Source organism: Robbsia sp. KACC 23696, from assembly GCF_039852015.1.
In the GTDB taxonomy this organism is placed as follows: domain Bacteria; phylum Pseudomonadota; class Gammaproteobacteria; order Burkholderiales; family Burkholderiaceae; genus Robbsia.
In genome coordinates, this window is record NZ_CP156626.1 from 258,188 (window position 1) to 278,079 (window position 19,892).

The 19,892-nt window shown below is 61.4% G+C and carries 13 protein-coding genes; 10 read left to right on the top strand and 3 right to left on the bottom strand.

The window, feature by feature from the left end:
• Window positions 1–39: 39 nt before the first annotated feature.
• Window positions 40–2,145, bottom strand: a complete 2,106-nt coding sequence (locus ABEG21_RS01010; protein ID WP_347555451.1) for an ATP-binding protein — start codon at window positions 2,143–2,145, stop codon at window positions 40–42.
• A gap of 140 nt (window positions 2,146–2,285) precedes the next feature.
• Here ABEG21_RS01010 and ABEG21_RS01015 point away from each other — a divergent pair, with 140 nt between their 5' ends.
• Both ABEG21_RS01015 and ABEG21_RS01020 read left to right on the top strand, forming a co-directional pair.
• The gene (locus ABEG21_RS01015) at window positions 2,286–3,464 is read left to right on the top strand and encodes a response regulator transcription factor (protein ID WP_347555452.1); all 1,179 of its coding nucleotides are present in this window, start codon (window positions 2,286–2,288) and stop codon (window positions 3,462–3,464) included.
• 674 nt (window positions 3,465–4,138) lie between these two features.
• The gene (locus tag ABEG21_RS01020) at window positions 4,139–5,296 is read left to right on the top strand and encodes a branched-chain amino acid ABC transporter substrate-binding protein (protein WP_347555453.1); all 1,158 of its coding nucleotides are present in this window, start codon (window positions 4,139–4,141) and stop codon (window positions 5,294–5,296) included.
• A gap of 198 nt (window positions 5,297–5,494) precedes the next feature.
• Here the strand turns inward: ABEG21_RS01020 and ABEG21_RS01025 are convergent, their stop codons facing one another.
• Window positions 5,495–5,869 carry a DUF883 domain-containing protein gene (locus ABEG21_RS01025; RefSeq protein WP_347555454.1) on the bottom strand — a complete coding sequence of 125 codons (375 nt, stop codon included), beginning with the start codon at window positions 5,867–5,869 and terminating at the stop codon, window positions 5,495–5,497.
• A 485-nt stretch (window positions 5,870–6,354) separates the two neighbouring features.
• On the opposite strand from ABEG21_RS01025, the gene ABEG21_RS01030 reads away from it, so the two are divergent.
• Window positions 6,355–6,672 (top strand): H-NS histone family protein, encoded by a 318-nt coding sequence (locus tag ABEG21_RS01030; protein WP_347555455.1) that lies wholly within the window; start codon window positions 6,355–6,357, stop codon window positions 6,670–6,672.
• A gap of 353 nt (window positions 6,673–7,025) precedes the next feature.
• On the top strand, window positions 7,026–8,330 hold the full coding sequence (locus tag ABEG21_RS01035; RefSeq protein ID WP_347555456.1) for a cation diffusion facilitator family transporter: 1,305 nt from the start codon (window positions 7,026–7,028) through the stop codon (window positions 8,328–8,330).
• A 160-nt stretch (window positions 8,331–8,490) separates the two neighbouring features.
• Here ABEG21_RS01035 and ABEG21_RS01040 read toward each other — a convergent pair whose 3' ends face one another.
• On the bottom strand, window positions 8,491–9,993 hold the full coding sequence (locus ABEG21_RS01040) for a mannose-1-phosphate guanylyltransferase/mannose-6-phosphate isomerase (protein WP_347555457.1): 1,503 nt from the start codon (window positions 9,991–9,993) through the stop codon (window positions 8,491–8,493).
• A 1,268-nt stretch (window positions 9,994–11,261) separates the two neighbouring features.
• Here ABEG21_RS01040 and ABEG21_RS01045 point away from each other — a divergent pair.
• The 6 genes from ABEG21_RS01045 to ABEG21_RS01070 all read left to right on the top strand — a co-directional run bounded on the left by ABEG21_RS01045 (window position 11,262) and on the right by ABEG21_RS01070 (window position 19,833).
• The gene (locus tag ABEG21_RS01045; protein WP_347555458.1) at window positions 11,262–11,903 is read left to right on the top strand and encodes a hypothetical protein; all 642 of its coding nucleotides are present in this window, start codon (window positions 11,262–11,264) and stop codon (window positions 11,901–11,903) included.
• Window positions 11,904–12,022: 119 nt separating this feature from the next.
• Window positions 12,023–15,124, top strand: coding sequence for a YjbH domain-containing protein (locus tag ABEG21_RS01050; RefSeq protein ID WP_347555459.1), 3,102 nt, complete (start codon window positions 12,023–12,025; stop codon window positions 15,122–15,124).
• Window positions 15,125–15,178: 54 nt separating this feature from the next.
• Entirely contained in the window at window positions 15,179–16,624 is a 1,446-nt protein-coding gene (locus ABEG21_RS01055; protein ID WP_347555460.1) for an undecaprenyl-phosphate glucose phosphotransferase, read from the top strand.
• A 146-nt stretch (window positions 16,625–16,770) separates the two neighbouring features.
• The gene (locus ABEG21_RS01060) at window positions 16,771–18,192 is read left to right on the top strand and encodes a UDP-glucose/GDP-mannose dehydrogenase family protein (protein ID WP_347555461.1); all 1,422 of its coding nucleotides are present in this window, start codon (window positions 16,771–16,773) and stop codon (window positions 18,190–18,192) included.
• 19 nt (window positions 18,193–18,211) lie between these two features.
• The gene (locus tag ABEG21_RS01065) at window positions 18,212–18,652 is read left to right on the top strand and encodes a low molecular weight protein-tyrosine-phosphatase (RefSeq protein ID WP_347555462.1); all 441 of its coding nucleotides are present in this window, start codon (window positions 18,212–18,214) and stop codon (window positions 18,650–18,652) included.
• Window positions 18,646–19,833, top strand: a complete 1,188-nt coding sequence (locus tag ABEG21_RS01070; protein WP_347555463.1) for a polysaccharide biosynthesis/export family protein — start codon at window positions 18,646–18,648, stop codon at window positions 19,831–19,833. Before ABEG21_RS01065 ends, ABEG21_RS01070 begins: the two co-directional genes overlap by 7 nt.
• Window positions 19,834–19,892 lie beyond the last annotated feature (59 nt).

Sequence of the window (19,892 nt, forward strand, 5' to 3'; positions counted from 1 at the left end):
GCCGACGAAACAACAGGGCATCCGGCTAGCTGCTCGGGGTTACCGGATACGTTGGCGCGCAAGCCAGTCAAGGCACAGGGCGACTTGCACGCCGAAGGCGTGTAGCCGGCGCTTCAAGCGCTTGTCGTGCGGGGAATCGACGGCCGCGCCGCCCGCGCCGTCCGCCATCGATAACGCCGCGGTGTGGTTCGCGGCGTTGCGCTTCCGGTGCGGGGTCGCGTGCGCGCTGCCGCCAAACGTGCCCAATGCGCCGCGTCCGCCGACACGTTCCCGTGCGGCCGGACTGGCGCGGCCGATCGGCGTCACCAGCGCTTGCTCCAGCATGGCGCCGAGGTTGGCCAGCGCATGGCAGCCCAGCACCTGCAGTCCCCCGGTCAGGCGATGCAAGGGACGCTGGCAGGCGATCGCGGGGCGATTGTCGCGCAAGGCGGTGTCGATCTTGCGCAGATCTTCCAATGTCGCGGTCGCGAACGATGTCAGTACGCGGTCGAGCGTGGCGGCGCAGCCGAACATCTCGGCAATGCGCGGTAGATCGAGGGGCGGCCGCCGCGGCGTGCTGGGTCGATGCGCGCGCGCGGCGGCGAAGATCGATCGTTCGCCAGGGTCCAGTGCGGCGGACGATCGTTCGGCGTCGTTGCCTATCCCGGCTGGAGGGCGGGTCGGCGAAGGACGGATATCGCACAGGCGTTCCAACGTCTGTAATGTGACCGGCTTCACCAGGCACGCGTCGAAACCCGCGGCGGGTTGCTGCAACGCCAGATTGGGTAAGGGATTGGCCGTCAGTCCAACCACCCGCATCGGCAAGGCGCCAACCCCTTCGGCATGTCGCCAGGCCGCCGCCAGCGCCAGCCCGTCGCGCCCGGGCATCTTGCAATCGGTCAGCATCAGATCGAAGCGCCGCTGTCGCAGCAAGGCGAGCGCGGCTTCGGCATCTTCGGCCAAGCGGACGCGATGTCCCAATGCCCCTAACTGCGCGCGGAGAATCAAACGCGTCGTCGGGTGATCATCGACCACCAGAATATGTGCGCTGATCGGCGCGACCGAAACGGTTTGCAGCGTGGCGTCGCGTGCGGCCGGCCCCTTGCTTTCGGTGGGCGCGACGTGGTCGTGCCCGCATGCGGGGGCATCGTGGATCGGTGCCGATGGCTGTGCGCCGACAGGCCAGCGGGCCGACAGCCGTGCGGTCGTGCCCACGCCCACCTCGCTGTCGAGCGTCAAGGTACAACCCAATCGCGACGCCATCAATTTCGCGATCGAGAGGCCGAGCCCACTCCCTTCGCGATTGCGGGATACATGCGCATCCACTTGGACGAAAGGCCGCCAGATCGCCGCCAATGCCGCCGCCGGGATGCCGATGCCGGTATCGATGACCTCGATGACGATCGACTGCTGCATCGAGGAGGGCATCGCCGGCGGCGGTGTCGATGCCTCCGCGGCGCGTGCTGTGGCGGCGGCGTTGAGACTTGGGGGCGTTGTCCGGACTGTCGCGATCGGTGGCGCACGAGACGGTTCCGCAGTCGCGTCATTTGCTGAAACCGTGACGCGAATCAGAATTCGACCGACGTCTGTGAACTTCAGCGCATTGGTCATGAGGTTGAGCAGAACTTGTCTTAATCGCACCTGATCGGTCATCACGCTCGGCGCGAGCATCGCGTCGACCTGGCTTTCCAGCAGCACGCCGGCGCGCCGCGCCTGCGCATCCAACAACATGATCAGATCGTCGATCAGGCGCCGCAGATCGCACGGCTCCACACGCAACGACGGTTGCGTCGTACGAAGTTTCGTGAAGTCGAGGACGTCGTTCGCTATGCGCATCAGCGCCGCCGTTGCATCGCTCCCAACACGCAGCAGCGCGTGTTGATGCGTGGTGAGCGACGTTTTTTGCAACAGTTCCAAGGTGCCCAGCAGGCCGTGCAGCGGAGTGCGCAGTTCATGGGCGATCGCAGCCGTGAGTGGCAAGGTATCGGTCGCATGCCACACGGGTAGGTCGTCCGCTGAGACGCTGTGTGTCACGCTATCGTCTTCCGGCGTGGCCGTTGACGGTGATGTCGCGGCAGCGGCGGGGAGGGTGTCATGCCGTTCGCGCCATGCATGGCCTTGCGGCGGGGTGGGCGTGGGAGCAGCGTCGATCAGCGGTAGCGGCATGGTGCAAACCTTTAGGTAGGTAGTGTTTCATACATCCCAATGGCTAGGCGAATAGCGCGTAATCCGAATGGGTAGGATGCATTCGTTTAGTTAGACGTATTAACATGACTTATATAAGTGAATGCTGAAGGAGACATGACATGCCTGAGGCTATCCGGGTCATGGCGGTTTACGACGAACCGATCATCATCGAGGGTTTGCGATCCATCATCGGCCGGACCGAATCGATGGTCTTTGTCGGGGCGGTGGCGTCACCCGATGAACTGTTCGCTGCGCTAGGAGCAACCCATTGCGATGTAATCATTATGGATTACATAATATCGGATGACGACTGCGGTAATCCGGATGGATTGTACCTGCTGCGTCAAATTCGGGTAAGTCACCCGACCGTTCGATCCATTCTCTATACGAGCGTGAATCGAGACGGATTGCGCGAGTCTGCTATTGCGATGGGGGCCGATGCGGTGCTCTGCAAGCGCGATCCGTTGGATGTCCTGACGAAAACGATTCTGGTGCTGGCGAGTGGCAGTATGCGCATCGCGCCCGCGAGTCGCGTGTGTGCAGATACGGCGCCGCTAGCGGCGGAGCGGAATGCCGCGGCGGTGTCGGTCGCGGCGGTCACGTCGAATTGGGGCGAGGGTGGCCGTGCGCATCAGGCATCGCCGGAGGCTGCGGAGGCAGCGCGCGCGCTGCCGCGGACACGCGACGGTCCGTTGTCGCGGATGTCGGCGCGGGAGCCATTCGGCCGCTGCGGACAGGGCGCCCCGCTCGCCTCGCCTGTGCGCAATCGCGCCACTGGCGAGGCGTTGCCGCTGCGGGAGTGGGAGCGTGGCGGCGAAGCGGATGTGGCGGCATCCCGGTGGTCGGAGCCATCGTCGTCGGCGGAAGCGGCCGGTGCGAGCAGCGATGGCGCGGCGGCGGCCCTGACAAGGCGATTGGCGCAACCCACCCTTCCCTCGGGCTATCACGCGGGCGCGGCGGTCGGCGCGACATCGCCAGCGTTGCCATTCTTTTCGTCGCCATTGCCCACGCTGCCGTATGACGCGCTGATCCGTTGCCCGGATGTGTTGGCGAATTCGGCGTCCAATGGCACTCGCGGAGTATGGCTGGAAAATCGCCTTTCGCTGACCCGCCTATCGCCGAGGGAAACCGAAATTGTGCGCCTGTTGTCCAATGGCCGATCGCTGAAAGAGGTAGCGGCGTATCTGGGGCGTAGCGCCAAAACGATCAGCAATCAAAAGCGCTCGGCCATGTTGAAGCTGGGATTGCATTCCGACATCGATCTGCTGCGCTTTGCGATCGAAGCCGGATTGACGTGATGCGCATCGAAGTGGCTTTGATCGGGGACGGCGCGGATCCCTTGCCGATCGCTGTCCCGCTATGCCGCCAGACGCGCACTGCCAAGCGCTGTCGCGTCGGCGTATGTCCCCATCGTCATACCGTCGCGCGACGCCAAACCATTGGCGAGCGATGGCATTGGCTGGAGTGGGTTGAAAACGGTTCCGCGACATTCGCGTCAGGCCATTGAAAGGCGCGACCGATGCAGATGTGTCTCCGGCGTCACGGCACCGGCGATGTATTTTACAAATATGTCAGTCCGAGGGCATTATTGGCGTATTCTGAGCGCGCGAGTGGGGAGAAAGACTTCTTTTTAGGATGCGCTCCCAGGTATTCGAATGTCACGTCGACCCGCTTCCTCAATAGACCTGTCAAACACGCGCGAATGCCCAGCGCACGGGGGTTCTGCGGGATATGACGGGTCGAAGGGGGCGTGGAGCTGAGGGAATTCGCCACGCGGTTGGCGCGTTTTACTGACATATTTCTGAGATAAATTCAAATAGAGCTTTTCTTCAGAACAAATACTAGTGGCGAATTTTTTTGGAACGGTACACTCTCGCACGGTCTTAGCTGCTACCCAAGACCTGACTGAACAGCCTCACGCTCAATCATTCGGCGCTGACTCTGCTTGAACCGGAAACCGGAGACGTTTTAAATGAGTAATGTGTCTTTTAAATTGCTGCCTTTGGCCGCTGCCACGTTGGCATTCGCTGCTAGCGCAGGCGTTGCGAACGCCGACGAAATCGTCAAGATCGGCCACGTTGCGCCGTTGACGGGCGGCATCGCTCATTTGGGCAAAGACAATGAGAATGGCGCCCGCTTGGCGATCGAAGAGATCAACAAGAAGGGTCTGACGATCAACGGCCAGAAGATCACGCTGCAATTGGACGCGCAAGATGACGCAGGTGACCCGCGTCAAGCAACCCAAGTAGCGCAGAAGCTGGTGGACGACAAGGTCGTTGCGGTCGTGGGCCACTTGAACTCCGGTACGACCATCCCGGCATCGAAGATCTACAGCGACGCAGGCATCGTTCAGATCTCGCCGTCGGCAACGAACCCGACCTACACGCAGCAAGGCTTCAAGACGGCCTACCGCGTTGTGGCAACGGACGCCGAGCAGGGTCCGGCGCTGGCGACGTACGCCGGCACGACGCTGAAGGCAAAGAGCGTTGCCATCGTCGACGACGCGACCGCATACGGTCAAGGTCTGGCGGACGAGTTCGAGAAGAAGTCCAAGGCGCTGGGTATCAAGGTGCTGTCGCATGACGCCACCAACGACAAGGCCGTCGACTTCCGCGCGATTCTGACGAAGATCAAATCGGAACGTCCGGACGTGATCATGTACGGCGGTATGGATGCCACCGGCGGCCCGTTCGCCAAGCAAGCGCGTCAATTGGCCATTCGCTCGAAGATTCTGGCCGGCGACGGCGTCTGCACCGAACAGCTCTCGCAGCTGGCCGGCGATGCGACCGACAACGTGATCTGCTCGGAAGCCGGTATGTCGCTGGAAAAAATGCCTGGCGGCGCGGATTTCGCCAAGCGTTATCAAGCGCGTTTCGGTCAGCCGATTCAGATCTACGCGCCGTTCACGTATGACGCTGTCTACGTGATCGCCGATGCCATGAAGCGTGCGAACTCGATCGACAAGGCTAAGATCCTCGCGGCGATGCCGGCGACGGATTACACGGGCGTGCTGGGCCGTATCCAGTTCACGAAGAACGGCGACGTGCAAAACCCGGTGATCTCCTTGTACGACTACAAGGCTAGCAAGAAGACGCTGCTCGACACCGTGTCGATGAAGGCACCGTCCTAATCGGACTGTCGATTTAGCCCTTTGCTCGTCGCCGGCGCGCTTTCCGCGGCGACGACGAAGCAGCCGGTCCGGCAAGGGTGAGATCCACTCAGCGGTCTGTCCGACCGGCGTTTCCCTACGCAGGGTTCGGACCAAAAAAAACATCGCACGCGTGCGATGTTTTTTTTGCCGTCGCGCGATCCGCGATAGCGGCGGGCTTTAGCCGCGACCGATGATCACGCCCAGCAAGAAAGCGATACCGGCAGCAGCGCCGATCGTCTCCCACGGCCGATCGCGCACGAAGCCGTCGGTCGTCTCCGCCGCCGCTTGAATCTTCTGGCGGATCGAGAACTGCGCATCGTCATACGTTGCGCGTGCATCGGCCAGGCGGGCTTCCAGACGCGAGCGCAATGCGCCGACGTCGTCGTCTTTGCCTTCCTTCAGTGACGCTTCCAAATCCTTCAGCAGTGCCCGGATATCGGACCCTGCGCTATCTCCAGCGCTTGCAACCTGGCGGCCGATTCGGCGACCCGTCTTGGCACCTTCCGATGCCACATCCGCCAGCGCGTCACTCGTCTTATCGAATGCATTCATTGTGTTGCTCCTTTTATCGTCCGTTGTCGTCGTCGAAGGGCGCGATCTTTTACCTTACCAAATTTGTGGCCGTCGGGTATGGCGCCGAGACTGCCTCCCGCTGACCGTCGAGTGACGTAGCAGGCGACGTGCCTGCGGAAACGACGCAGCCACAGGTGCGCGCGAAGAACCCGTGCATGCGCGGGAGAGGGGCAAATAGGATGTGTACGATTATTTTTGATAATCGCGCTATGTCTCCATATCATTTGAGCGGACAAACTCTGCTGCGTGACGGGATTTTATTGTCGAGTCAGTAAAAACGTTTACATAAATGGTACGAAGAAATAATCAACGGCTTATCGAAAGCGCCATTCTCATGTAGTATTCGAGTGCGTTTCAGTTTCCGATCATACGATCTGGAAATTGGCAGTCTGCATCGATGCGATTATTGGTGAGGAAGACGGGACGCATGGCAACGAATAAGCGTTCGGAAAAAGGAGAATGTAATGGCGAGAGCAGCTGACGATACATTGGGTGCGTTGAAGGCCCAGCGGGACGAGTTGGATCGTCAAATCAACGAAATGAAAGAGCGTCTGCGCGCGGATGCTCTGCGTGACGCACGCGAGAAAATTGCGTTGTTCGACCTGACCGCCGCCGAACTCGGATTCGCCGGTCGTGGCCGCCCCGCCAAGCAGCAACAGCAAGTGCGGGCCAGCGTCGCGCCGAAGTTCCGGGATCCGGAAACCGGTGCGACCTGGTCTGGCCGCGGCAAGCCGCCGAAGTGGATCGCGGGCGAAGAAGATCGCTCCCGCTTCTTGATCTGACGCTTCCGCCGCATTTGGTGCGGCGTAGAACGGTCAGCGCGCGGTACGATCCTGTCGGTGTCGGCCCCCTCCTTCTTAGCGCGGGTGGGGGCCGATTGCATTTCGTTTTACCGGCGCGATTCGGCGCGTGGCAATGCTTCACTAATACCGGGTGATTTTGGGAAGTTGCCCGCTGCAATAATGAGAGTGCAATCTCATACAGCGAGAATGTAGCGTGAACCGATTCGCCCGGAGTTGACCGTACGGTCCGAAACGATAATGCCCTGCCTTTCGGACGGCTTTCTCTTCGTCTTAATCGGCGTAACGTCATATGATAATCTTTGCGTGATAGGCTTTTAAACGTTCTCTTTAATATGACAAATCGCCAGCAAATCGCGCAGCATTCGACCTGGGTCAGTATCGGCGTTAATACCGTGCTGGTCGTCCTCCAGTGCGTCGTCGGCGTGCTGGCGCATTCCCAGGCGCTGATCGCGGATGGCATACATTCCTTGAGCGACCTGGTGGCGGACGGCGTCGTGTTGTTCGCCAACCAACGCAGCGATGCCCGCCCGGACGAAGACCACAACTATGGTCATAGTCGATACGAGAATGTGGCGTCGTTGTTTCTCGGCGCACTACTTGTCGTCGTCGGGGTCGGCATGCTCTGGCGGGCCGGTGCGCGCATGAGCGATCTGGCGGATGCGCCACCGGTACATCTGGCCGCCTTGCTGGTCGCGGCCGTCGCCGTCGTGGCCAAGGAAGGGCTGTTCCGCTTCATGCTGCGGCAAGCCGAGCGCGCTCGCTCGAGCCTGCTGGTGGCCAACGCTTGGCACGCGCGTTCGGATGCCGCCTCGTCCCTGGTCGTCTCGCTCGGCGTGCTGGGCAGCCTGCTCGGATTTCCCTTTCTCGATCCGCTGGCGGCGGCGATCGTCGGCTTCCTGGTGGGGCGAATGGGCTGGAGTTTCGCCTGGGGCGCGATGCAGGATCTGTCGGATCGTGCGGTCGACGATGACACCGTCGCTCAGGTGCGGCAAGTGCTCGCCGAGACGCCCGGTGTGCGGGCCGTGCATGCATTGCGGACGCGGAAGATGGGCGATAGTGCCGTCGTCGATGCACACTTGCTGGTCGATCCGCGGATCAGCGTCTCCGAGGGGCATTTCATCGCCGAAACGGCACGAGCACGCCTGCTGAGCCTGAATCGGTCAGCGTCCAAAAGTGTCGCGGGGAAGAAAAGCGATGCCGAACGCGAGCAGGCGCCGCATCGCGCCGAGGAAGGCGCCACGCCGACCGGTGCGTTGCCGGCTGCAACCACCGCCAAGCCCGCGCCGCCTGAAGCCTTCCCCATCCTCGATGCGCTGATTCATATCGATCCGGAGGATGACGACAGCATGCCGGTTACCGTGCCGCCACTCCCATCGCGCGAAACGCTGCTTCCGCGAGCGCGAGCAGCACTTGCGCCGTATGGCTTGTCATTGGTCAGGCTCGAATTGCATTATCTGGGGCAGGGCGTGGATGCGGAGTTGTATCTGAATGCAAGTGATGTAACGGCGGAGACTGCCCTTTGCGGCGCGGACGGCCCCGATTGGCGCTTTGTGGACTGGGTAAAAGTCGCGCATGACATCGGCGTTCGGCGGGCGCGTCCTTATCTCGTCGCGCGAGATTCGGCGCCCGGCGCCTGAGTGCGACAGTTTGCCGCGCCGCCAAAGTAAAACCGCCCCGGATGGCGGCGTACCGACAATGTCGATACGCGCATCACGGGGCGGTTAAACCGCAACGGCAGCGTGGGCTGGAGCGAGAGCGGCAGGGCGCCGAAGTCGACGCCCAATCGCCTCCGCGCGGTCAGGCGCGGCCGTAGGTGTCGTCGAAGCGGACGATATCGTCCTCACCGAGGTAGGACCCGGACTGCACTTCGATGATCTCCAGCGGGACGCGGCCGGGGTTTGCCAGACGGTGCTTATATCCCAGCGGGATATACGTGGACTGGTTTTCCGACAGCAGCAGAACATTCTCGCCGCACGTCACTTCGGCCGTGCCGCTGACGACAATCCAGTGCTCCGCGCGGTGATAGTGCATTTGCAACGACAGTTTCGCGCCCGGATTCACGACGATGCGTTTGACCTGGAAGCGTTCGCCCATGTCGATCGAATCGTAATAGCCCCAGGGGCGATGCACCTTGCGATGGTTTTGCGCTTCCGGGTCGCCGTTCAGCTTCAGGCGGTTGACGATCGACTTCACGTGCTGGACATGCTGCTTGTCGGCGACCAGGATCGCATCGGGCGTTTCAACGACGATCGTGTCGGTCAGGCCCACGCAGGCGATCAAGCGGCCATCCGAATGGGCGAACGTCGACGACGTCCCTTCGAACATCACGCGACCGCGGGCGACATTCCCGTCCGTGTCTTTTTCCGAGATATCCCAGACGGCATCCCATGAGCCGACATCGGACCAGCCTGCGTTCAGCGGCACGACGACGGCCTTGATATCGGTCACGTTGCTGCCATCGCCGAGGCGTTCCATGACCGCGTAATCGATCGAGTCCGACGGGCAGGCGGCGAAGGCCGTCTTGTTCAGGCGATAGAAATCGCCGTCGTCCTTGCCGCGGGTGAACGCATCGGTCACAGCGGCGTGAATTTCGGGATGGCAGGCCTCGATCGCACGCAGCCAGGTGGAGGCGCGGACGATGAAAATGCCGCTGTTCCACCAGTACTCGCCCGACGCCAGATATTGCTCGGCCAGTTCGAGGTGCGGCTTTTCGACGAACCGATCCAGCGTATGACCGCCGTGGTCGCCCAAGGACGTACCGGCCTTAATATAGCCATAGCCCGTTTCGGCGCGATTCGGCACGATGCCCAGCGCCACGATGGCGCCATTCTGTGCATACGTCGCCGCACGGGCGACCGCTTTTTCGAATGCGTCCTGGTCAGCGACGGCGTGGTCGGCCGGCATCACGACCATCACCGGGTCATTGTTGTCCAGCGTCGCCGCCAGTGCCGCCACCGTCAGCGCGGGTGCCGTATTGCGGCCGACCGGCTCCAGAATGATTCGCGCCGCGCGGCCTTGCGCGCGCAGCTGCTCTGCCGTCAGGAAGCGGTGATCTTCACCGCAGACCAGCAGCGTTTCCGCCGCCACACGCGTCGACGCACGTAAGCCGTCGATGCGGTTCAGTGTCGACTCGAGCAAGGACTGTTCGCCCAGCAGGCCGATAAGCTGTTTCGGATAATGCTCGCGCGACAGCGGCCACAGGCGCGAGCCTGAACCGCCGGCAAGAATGACCTGCTGAATACTCATCCCATCGTCGACAGCCGGAGCGGTCACGGATGCGGAATCGATGATCTGGTTCATGAATGCTCCAAAGCCGTTGGGCCGCCGAACACCTCGCGGTGCGACCGCATGCATGCACCGATCCCGGGGATCCGGTGCACAAGCGCGGGGCGGCAATAAATGATGTTTTACACGCGACTGATCATGCTATCAGAAGCGTATTGGCGCGGTCCGTGACGAAATCAACTTTTACGAATTTGCCGCACAGCCCCCGGAATTCTTATTTTAGGGCGATGTGCGCACATGACGGACCCTGTTCCCCGGGGTGCCACTGTCCTCATTATGGCAGCGATATTATTTGGGCGGCAGGGATTTTGTAAGAGGATTCCTACAAAACCACGCCCGGTTATTTGATAAGGCAAAAATACGTGACAAAGTGGCCTGCCGCACCGTCACACGCGTTTACCCAGAGCATGCTTTAATGTTTCAGAGCCATGCTGAGATGCGCGGCAACGTCCCCGATTTCGCGGCGTTGCCGACCTGGTCCAGCAGGTGCAAAAACCAGAACAGAAACGGCGTCTGCCTCCGGGCCGGGCCGGTGTATCGGGGGATTCGGGCGCGAAGCCGGACCGATCCCGTGCGGGACGCCTGCGCGGGATCGGTCCGGTGTGACGCGTACGTATGACGACATGATGTCGACTAACAAATCATCGACCTCATCGCATGCACGTACTCGTCTCGCAGAATTCAAAATGACATGAGATATTGATCGGATGACGGGTGGTACCGTGTGTCGCAGGGTAATAAACGGAAAGCTGCATTTGGAAACGTCTGGATACAAGGTCGTTGTTGAGACGACGATTTTTCGCCACTAGAATGTGTTCGGTCCTCGCGTCGCAGCGGCAAGAGAAGCGCGCGGGATGCCTGCCCTCTTTTTGAAATCGCTGCGTGGCTTCGAGGTTGAAAGGCACGCAGTCGTTCGGCGACGCTTGTCACGACGTTCCGCCCAGCGCGCCGTATCCAGCGGCATCGTTTCCGCAAGTCACTCGTTATGTGGCGCCGGCAGAGTCAAGCAGGTGCCGCAACCCATCCGCGTTTGCCGGATGAGCGATGCATCCGCGGCACGATTCACGTTTCATCTGTACTGCAAACGGCATCGACGAGTCAGGGTTCCTGTGTGTTCCCCGGTGCATCGAGGCCTTGCCAGTGGAGGGGCGGTTTATTTTTGGGATGCCATGGGCTCCCCGCGTTGGTGGCGAGGGAGCCTTTGTCATCAATGCATGTGTGACATCGCGCGCGGCCGGGGGGCGGCGTTGCAGGATTCTTCGGGGCATAACAAAAAGCGAACTATGCAGATTGCGCGTCTCATCGTCTGTTCGACCGTGTTGTTGAGCGCCTGTTCGGCGCCGGTGGCCGCCGTGTCGGATTACATCAAGTTCAAGCGCAGCACGTCGCAAGCCGCGGTCGCGAGCACGCCTTTGACGAAGGGGTATGACTATCTATTGGTCACCGTGCAGGGCAAGTCGTTCCTGATGGCGCGCGGCGCCGAGGAGTCGGCCCCGGACGGACCGGTAGGTGTCTGGTACAGCGGTGCGGGAGAAGTCCTGCGCCTGCAGAACGGCAGGGTGTTGTCCGCGAGCGGGACGCCGGTGCAATGGACCGATGTGCGCCTGTCGGCACAGCCGAATTGGCAGGCGCTCGGGACCGAGGCGACGTTGGAACGTCGCCGCGACGAGTCGCCGGGTTACCACTTCGGCCTGACCGACACGTTGACGGTGACGCCGATCGCCGCGCCGCGCCGCAGTCACTTCTACGGTACGCCAGATGCATCGCTGCATTGGTTCCGTGAAGTGTCGTCGGGGAATAATGCTTTGCCCTCGTCGCTCTACGCGGTGCGTTTCGACGGTCAAAACAGCGAAGTGGTTTACGGGGAACAGTGTCTGTCGAGAAGCTTGTGCTTCTCCTGGCAGCGCTGGCCCAACAGAACATAAGGGCAGCGTCGATGCATAAATGGGGGACGCGGGGAGCGCCGAGGTTACGTGAGGCACGACGGTCACATGGCCAAAGCGCGCGGTATCTGTTGTCGTGTCTGCTGCTGTGCGGCGTGCCGATGAAGGCATGGTCGCAGGTGTCGGCGACGATCGATCAGTCCACATATCTGGGTGATTGGCTCGTGCAACGTCATATCGAAGAGGCGGGGTTTGACAGCAACGCGGCGACGAATCGTGCGCCGGCGCCGCTGTACACTCGCGCGCTCATCTGGACGCGGCCCCTCGATCGCCTGATTCAAGAGGCGCGCTGGCGCGCGCTATTGACGCAGATCAAATATCGCCCCGGCACGCGACGTATCAAGGCGCGTGTACGGGACGGTCTGTACGCCCGGCTGTCCGCCATGGAACCCACCGGTCGTCTGCCGGTCCGCTCCGGTGACGGTCGTTGGCTCCAGGCCAATCCGCAGCAGGATCCGAAGCTGTCGCCGGGCGATACGGTGACCGTGCCGTTGCGTCCTAATACGGTCAGCATCATTCTGGAAGACGGTGCCATTTGCACGGTGCCTTATCGCGCGGATGCTGAAGCGAGTTACTACATCCAGGCCTGCACGCCGCGCATCCGGGCCGACATCGCCTGGGTCGCGCAGCCGGATGCCACGGTTCAGAAGGTCGGGATCGGCTTGTGGAATGCGCAGAAGCAAACGCCGGTGGCGCCGGGCGCCTGGATCTGGGCGCCGAGTCGTCGCAGCGGCTGGCCGGAACAAGTGTCGGATCGCATCGCCGCCTTCCTTGCGACGCAACCCCCTTCCGGTATTCGGACGCCCCACGCTGCCGTCACGCAAGCCGACGATGCCGAGGTGGGTAGCGACAACGCGACCGCCGTGGACGCCACGTCGATCCGTCCGGACGTGGTGAACTCCGCCAGTGGCAATGCGCGTCGTCCGGCGCCGGTATCGAGCAGCCAGCAAAATCCCGCCGCTGCCGGTGCGCTGTCGTCGAACGGCGGCGGTACGCAGCGCGCCGCCGCGCCGATGGCCGCATCGGACGTCGCCGCGACGACCGACGCCAGGGCGTTGACGCAGTCGGCCACGCCTGATGAGTTGATCAAGCCGAACGTCAGCGACGCCAACCTTGCGAGAGCCAACCGCTGGGCCAAGGATCGCGACGACGACTTGCAGGTCACCAGCAACGATTTCGGCAGTGAGGGGCTGTTGCAGACGCCGTCGGCGCGGATGTCGCCAGCAGGGAGTGCATCGATCAGCTTCACCGATGTGAATCCGTATCAGCGCGTGAACATCATGATGAATCCGCTCGACTGGCTCGAGTTCGGGTTCCGCTATACCAATATTCAAAATCACTTGTACGGCGCGGAGGCCCTGAGCGGGGACCAGTCATACAAGGATAAATCGATCGATGCGAAGGTCCGGCTCTGGAAGGAGTCCGCCTTTGTGCCGCAGGTCGCCCTCGGCATGATGGACATCGGCGGCACCGGCCTGTTTTCCAGCGAGTACCTCGTGGCCAGCAAACGCACCGGTGGATTCGACTGGTCCTTAGGTCTGGGCTGGGGGTATCTCGGTTCGCGCGGCGATCTGAGCAATCCGTTCTCGGTCTTCAGCAGCAAGTTCGATACGCGTCCCAACGGCAATGGCGCGTCGACGGCCGGTGGCATCGGAAAATCCTTTTTCCGCGGCCGCACCGCCCTCTTTGGCGGCGTCCAGTACCAGTTCCCGACGATTCCGTTGATCGTCAAGCTCGAGTACGACGGCAACGACTACAAGAAGGAACCGTTCGGGTATGACGCCAACGCGAAGCTGCCGATCAATGTCGGACTGGTCTATCGCGCAACCCGAAACCTCGACCTCAGCGTCGGCTTCGAACGTGGCAACCGCTTCATGTTCGGCGCGACGCTGCATGGCAATTTGTCGAACCTCGGCACGCGTAAGGTGAGCGCGGCGGCGCCGCTGCCAGTCTCGCCCCAGCGGCCCGCACCGGATGCGCCCGCTCCCGATTGGCGCAAGACGGTTGCCGATGTCCAAGCGCAGACCGGTTGGAAGGTGCTCGACATCCAGTCGCATGGCCAGACCCTCGTGATCGTGTTCGACAGCCCGCAGGCCTTCTACCGCCGCCGTCTGCTCGATCAGATCGCGACCGTTTTGCACCGCGACGCGCCGGCCGACATCGATACGTTCCGAATCGTCACCGTCTTGCAAGGTCAGACGATGCGCTCCTACACGGTCCGTCGTACCGCGTGGGTGCAGAGCAAGACGCAGGCGGTGCCGGTCACCGATCAGACGCCGACGATTCTCGAAGGCGCGCCGCCGCCGAACGCGCAGGTCGACGAAAGCCCGGCGCTGTACAAGGCGCCGATTCAGCGCTTCTACTACGCGTTCGGCCCGGGCTATTCGCAATCGCTGGGCGGACCGAACGGCTTCGTGCTGTACAGCATTTCGGCGCAGGCGAACGCCGCATTCCGCTTGACGCAGTCGACCTGGCTCGCGGGCGGCCTCAGCTATCGTCTGTTCGACAATTATTCGAACTTCACTTATGACGCGCCCAGCTCGCTGCCGCATGTGCGCACGGAAGCCCGGCACTACATGACGACGTCGCGGCTGACGATCCCGTATCTGCAGATGACGCATATCGGCAAGCTGACGGCAAACCAATACTACAGCCTGTACGGCGGTCTGCTGGAGCCGATGTTCGCCGGTGTCGGGGCCGAATGGCTCTGGCGCCCATCGAACAGTCCGCTGGCGGTGGGTGTCGACGTCAACGAAGTGAAGCAGCGCGGGTACAACGACGACTTCTCGATGCGCAGTTATCAGACCTTCACCGGTCACCTGACCGCGTATTGGGATACTGGCTGGAACGACGTGCTCGTCAAGGCGAGCGTCGGTCAGTACCTGGCGAAGGACAAGGGCATCACGCTCGATATTTCACGCCGCTTCCGTAACGGCGTGTTGATCGGCGCGTATGCGACGAAGACGAACATTACGTCGGCGCAATTTGGAGAAGGTAGCTTCGACAAGGGTGTCTATGTGCAGATCCCGTTCGATGCGCTGCTCAGTCGTTCGACCGGCGGGATAGCGAACTTGAATTGGGAGCCGCTGACACGGGATGGCGGTGCAAAGCTCGATCGACAGTTCCAGTTGTATGACCTGACCGACGAGCGTAGTCCGAAGAATCTTTGGTATCAACCTGGCGCGGATGTCAATCGCCAGTGACGGAGGTCCGGCGCGTGCCGGACACCGCGAGCCCCTGGGAGGAGAAAGAACAACATGCTTCCATTAATGGCCAGGCTGATCGATATACTCGTTGTCGCCTTGAGCGGCATCGTGACGCACCTCGTTTTCGGCGGCAACGGCCACCATCCGTGGTCGAACGTCGACTATTTCATGCTGGTATTCAACAGCCTGGGTGTCGTGCTGCTGTTCCCGGGACTGAATATCTACCAATCGTGGCGTGGCAAGCAGATTGGCGAATTGCTGGTGCGCGTGATGTTCGCGTGGCTGGTCGTCATGGTATTCGCCGTCGCTGTGGTCTTCGGCCTGCAGCGCACGCATTCGTTGTCGCGGGAATGGGTAGGCACCTGGTTCGTCACCTGCGGCATTCTGCTGGTGCTGTCGAAATCGTGCTTCTATGCCTTGCTGAAAAACATCCGGCGCCAGGGCTTGAACCAGCGCGCCGTCGTGATTGTCGGCTCTGGCGGCTATTGCCGTGCGGTGCTGTCCCGTATCCGTACCGCCCCGCAAGCGGGTTTTCGGGCCGTCTGCGTGCTGGAGGAAGATCCGTCGCGTGATATTTACAGCGCCGAGTTCACGCCGATCGATGCCGCCTATGCAAGGGCGCCGGAAGCGTTGCAGCCGCCGCAGCAGATCGCTGGCGTGCCGGTGCTGTCGAGTTTCGACGAACTGGTGCGGATGGTGCGACAGCGCCGTGTCCATGAAATCTGGTTGGCGCTGCCGCTGTCCGAGGAGCGCAACATCATGCGATACATGCGCGAGTTCCGGAACGATTTCGTTAACATCCGCTTCATTCCGGATGTGCGCAGCCTGAGCCTGTTCAATCACTCCATCATCGATCTGCTCGGCTTGCCCGCCATCAATCTCACCGGCAATGAAGTGGCCGAGCTGCAGGTGTTGCCGAAGCTGATATTCGATCGACTGTTCGCCGCGGTCGTGTTGCTGATGCTGTCGCCGCTGCTGATCTCGATCGCGATCGCGGTCAAGATGTCGTCGCATGGACCGGTCTTCTTCAAGCAGCGACGCAAGGGCGTTGACGGGCGGGAGTTCGAAATATATAAGTTCCGCTCGATGAAAGTGCATACGGAGGCTGCTGGCGTGATCACGCAGGCGAAGAAGGTCGATCCGCGGATTACGAAGGTCGGCGCCTTCCTGCGCCGCACGAGCCTGGACGAACTGCCGCAGTTCATCAATGTGCTGCGCGGGGAAATGTCGGTGGTGGGACCGCGTCCTCATGCCATCGCACATGACGATCTCTACAAGGACCAGGTGGACGGCTATATGTACCGGTACCGCATCAAGCCGGGCATCACGGGCTGGGCGCAGGTCAATGGATTCCGCGGTGAGACGGATCGTGTGGAGAAGATGGAGGCACGCGTCAAATTCGACCTGTACTATATTCAGCACTGGAGCTTTTGGTTCGACATGAAGATTGTTCTGCTCACGATCGTCAAGGGCTTCATCGGATCGAACGCATATTGATCGATGACGGTAGAACCGTTGTCTTTCATGGAACATCACGCGTTTGTTCGATGGCCTATCCTGGTGACGTCGACGACGCGCCTTGCAGCCGGCGCAGCCTTGTCGAACGCATTGCCTGACAACCGCAACACGATAGATACGACATTATGAAAATCACCATTATTGGCACTGGTTACGTAGGCTTGGTCACGGGCGCCTGCCTGGCAGAGATCGGCAACGACGTCTTCTGCCTCGACGTGGATCCGCGCAAGATCGCGATCCTGAACGATGGTGGTGTCCCGATCCATGAGCCGGGGCTGAAGGAAATCATTGCCCGCAACCGCGCCGCCGGGCGGCTGCAGTTTTCGACCGACATTGCCGCCAGCGTCGCGCATGGCGACGTGCAATTCATCGCGGTGGGTACGCCGCCCGATGAAGACGGTTCGGCCGATCTGAAGTATGTGCTGGCTGCCGCGAAGAAGATCGGCGAGCACATGGAAGGCTTCAAGGTCATCGTCGACAAATCGACGGTGCCGGTGGGTACGGCCGGTCGCGTTGCCGATACGATCCGCGCGGCGCTGACGGCACGCGGCATCGGCAGCGAAGGCGACAAGTACGGTTTCTCCGTGGTGTCGAATCCGGAATTCCTGAAGGAAGGCGCCGCGGTCGAAGACTTCATGCGGCCCGACCGGATCGTGCTGGGCGTCGACGACGACGCGCCGGGCGAGCGTGCGCGCGAGATGATGAAGAACCTGTACGCACCGTTCAATCGCAACCACGAGCGTACGCGCTATATGGATGTGCGCTCGGCGGAGTTCACGAAATACGCGGCCAATGCGATGCTGGCAACGCGCATTTCCTTCATGAACGAAATGGCCAATCTGGCGGATCGTGTCGGCGCCGATATCGAAGCGGTGCGTCGTGGGATCGGTTCTGATCCGCGCATCGGCTATAGCTTCCTGTATGCCGGTACCGGCTATGGCGGTTCCTGCTTCCCGAAGGACGTGCAGGCGCTGATCCGCACGGCCTCCGAGTACGGCCATGACCTGAAGATCCTGAACGCCGTGGAAGCGGTCAACAACACGCAGAAAAGCGTGCTGGTGGGCAAGGTCACGAAGCACTTCGGCGAAGACCTCAGCGGCAAGACATTCGCCGTATGGGGCCTGGCATTCAAGCCGAACACCGACGATATGCGCGAAGCACCGAGCCGTCCGCTGGTGGCCGAACTGTTGGCGCGCGGCGCGAAAGTGCAGGCATACGATCCGGTCTCGCAGGCAGAAGCGAAGCGCGTCTTCGCACTTGATTTCGAAAGCGATCCGGAAGCCCTGGCGCGTCTGTCTTTCGTCGATGCGCAATATGCCGCAACTGAAGGGGCCGATGCGTTAATCATTGTTACAGAGTGGACCGCATTCAAAAGCCCGGACTTTGGTAAGCTGATCAAGCAACTGCACGCACGCGCTGTTTTTGACGGTCGTAACCTGTACGAACCGTCGTCGATGGCGGAACTCGGCCTTCGCTATGAAGCGATCGGACGTCCCTTCGTACCGGCAGCCGGTGTGACGGGTCAGTCCTCGCCGAAGACGGCCTGAACCTTCAGACGATCCAACGATGTTTAATAACATACTGATCGTTTGCCATGCGAACATTTGTCGAAGCCCCATGGCCGAGGCACTCTTTCGCGCGAATGAACAGATTCGTACGCGCGGGATCGTCGTGCATTCGGCTGGACTGCACGCAAGGGACGGACACGAAGCGGATCGCGTCGTGACCCGCCTCCTGGCCGAGCAGGGCATCGATATCAGTGCGCATCGTTCCCGGCTCATCACGGCCGAAATGGTGCAGGAAGCCCAGCTGGTGCTCGTGATGGAGGAGCGGCAGATTCGAGAGGTCGCCGAGGTGGATCCCTCCTCGCGCGGCAAGGTGCACTTGCTCGGCAAGTGGCTCAACGTTGAAATCTACGACCCCTACAAACAAGCGGAATCGGTCTATCGCGGCAGTGCCGAACTTGTGGAGCAGTCAGTCGAAAACTGGATCAAAAAAATATGCTAAGTCGCGCAGTGCTTTTTTCTTGCCTCGGAGTGGCCACATTGGGTGGCTGCATGTGGGCGCCAGGGAGTTACCTGGATACGTCCAGCATGACGAAGGCGAACGTCGTCAGTACCGAGGACGAGTCTTATCTGGTGCAGCCGATCACTCCTGAAGTGGTGCTGCGGCAAGGATTGGCACAGAAGCAGGCCGCCAAGGCGGCCGATGCCCATATCGATGTTCCGGTGGGCGCGCCCAAGCATTACGTCTATAAGATCGAGCCACAGGACATCCTGTCGATCACCGTCTGGGACCATCCCGAATTGTCGCTCGCGAGCGGTAGCTCGCTGGGCTCGACGATGAGCGGGCCGACCGGCGGCACCAGCATGGCGACGCCGTTCTCGCAGACCGCCAGCGGCGGCATGCAGAACGATCCGACCGGGTACACGGTCCAGCCGAACGGCACCATTTTCTTCCCGTACGCGGGCACGGTGTCGGTGGGTGGCAGAAGCACCGACGACGTGCAGCATGCATTGGTTCGCGCACTGTCGCGCTATATCAATATGCCGCAGGTGACGGTGCGGATTCTCGCTTACCGCAGCCAGCAGGTGCAGTTGACCGGCCAGTTCAAGACCAACGGCACGCTGCCGATCACCGACCATCCGCTGACGATGGCCGATGCGATCTCCCGTGCCGGCGGCGCCAGCGATACCGGCGATCTGCAGCGGGTGCGCCTGATTCGCGACGGCAAGACGACGATCGTCAATGCCTATGCGCTGCTCGACAGGGGCGACGTTTCGCAAAACGTGCTGCTGCAGGGGGGCGACGTCGTCAATGTACCGGATCAGATCGACAGCCGTGTCTTCGTGCTGGGTGAGGTCATCAAGCCGACGACGCTGTATATGAACAAGGGCCGGCTGACGCTGGCGGATGCCGTCACCGGCGCGCAGGGGGTCGACAACACGGCCGCCAATGTCCGCGAGGTGTTCGTGTTCCGTGGTGGACGGGACAATCCAACCGAACCGCAGATCTATCAGTTGGATATGACGCAGCCGGGCTCGTTGCTGCTGGCCGCGCAATTCCAGATGGATCCGCTGGACGTTGTTTATGTGGGCACCGCAAAGGGCGTACGTTTCAACCGCGTCCTGGCTCTCGTGACGCCGACCTTGTCGTCACTGTTCTACCTGAAGCAGCTGTCGAAGTAACACGCGGCAGGGCGATGCGCGCGGTGCGCGTGTCGCCTCCCTGTGAAGCCTTCGCGTAA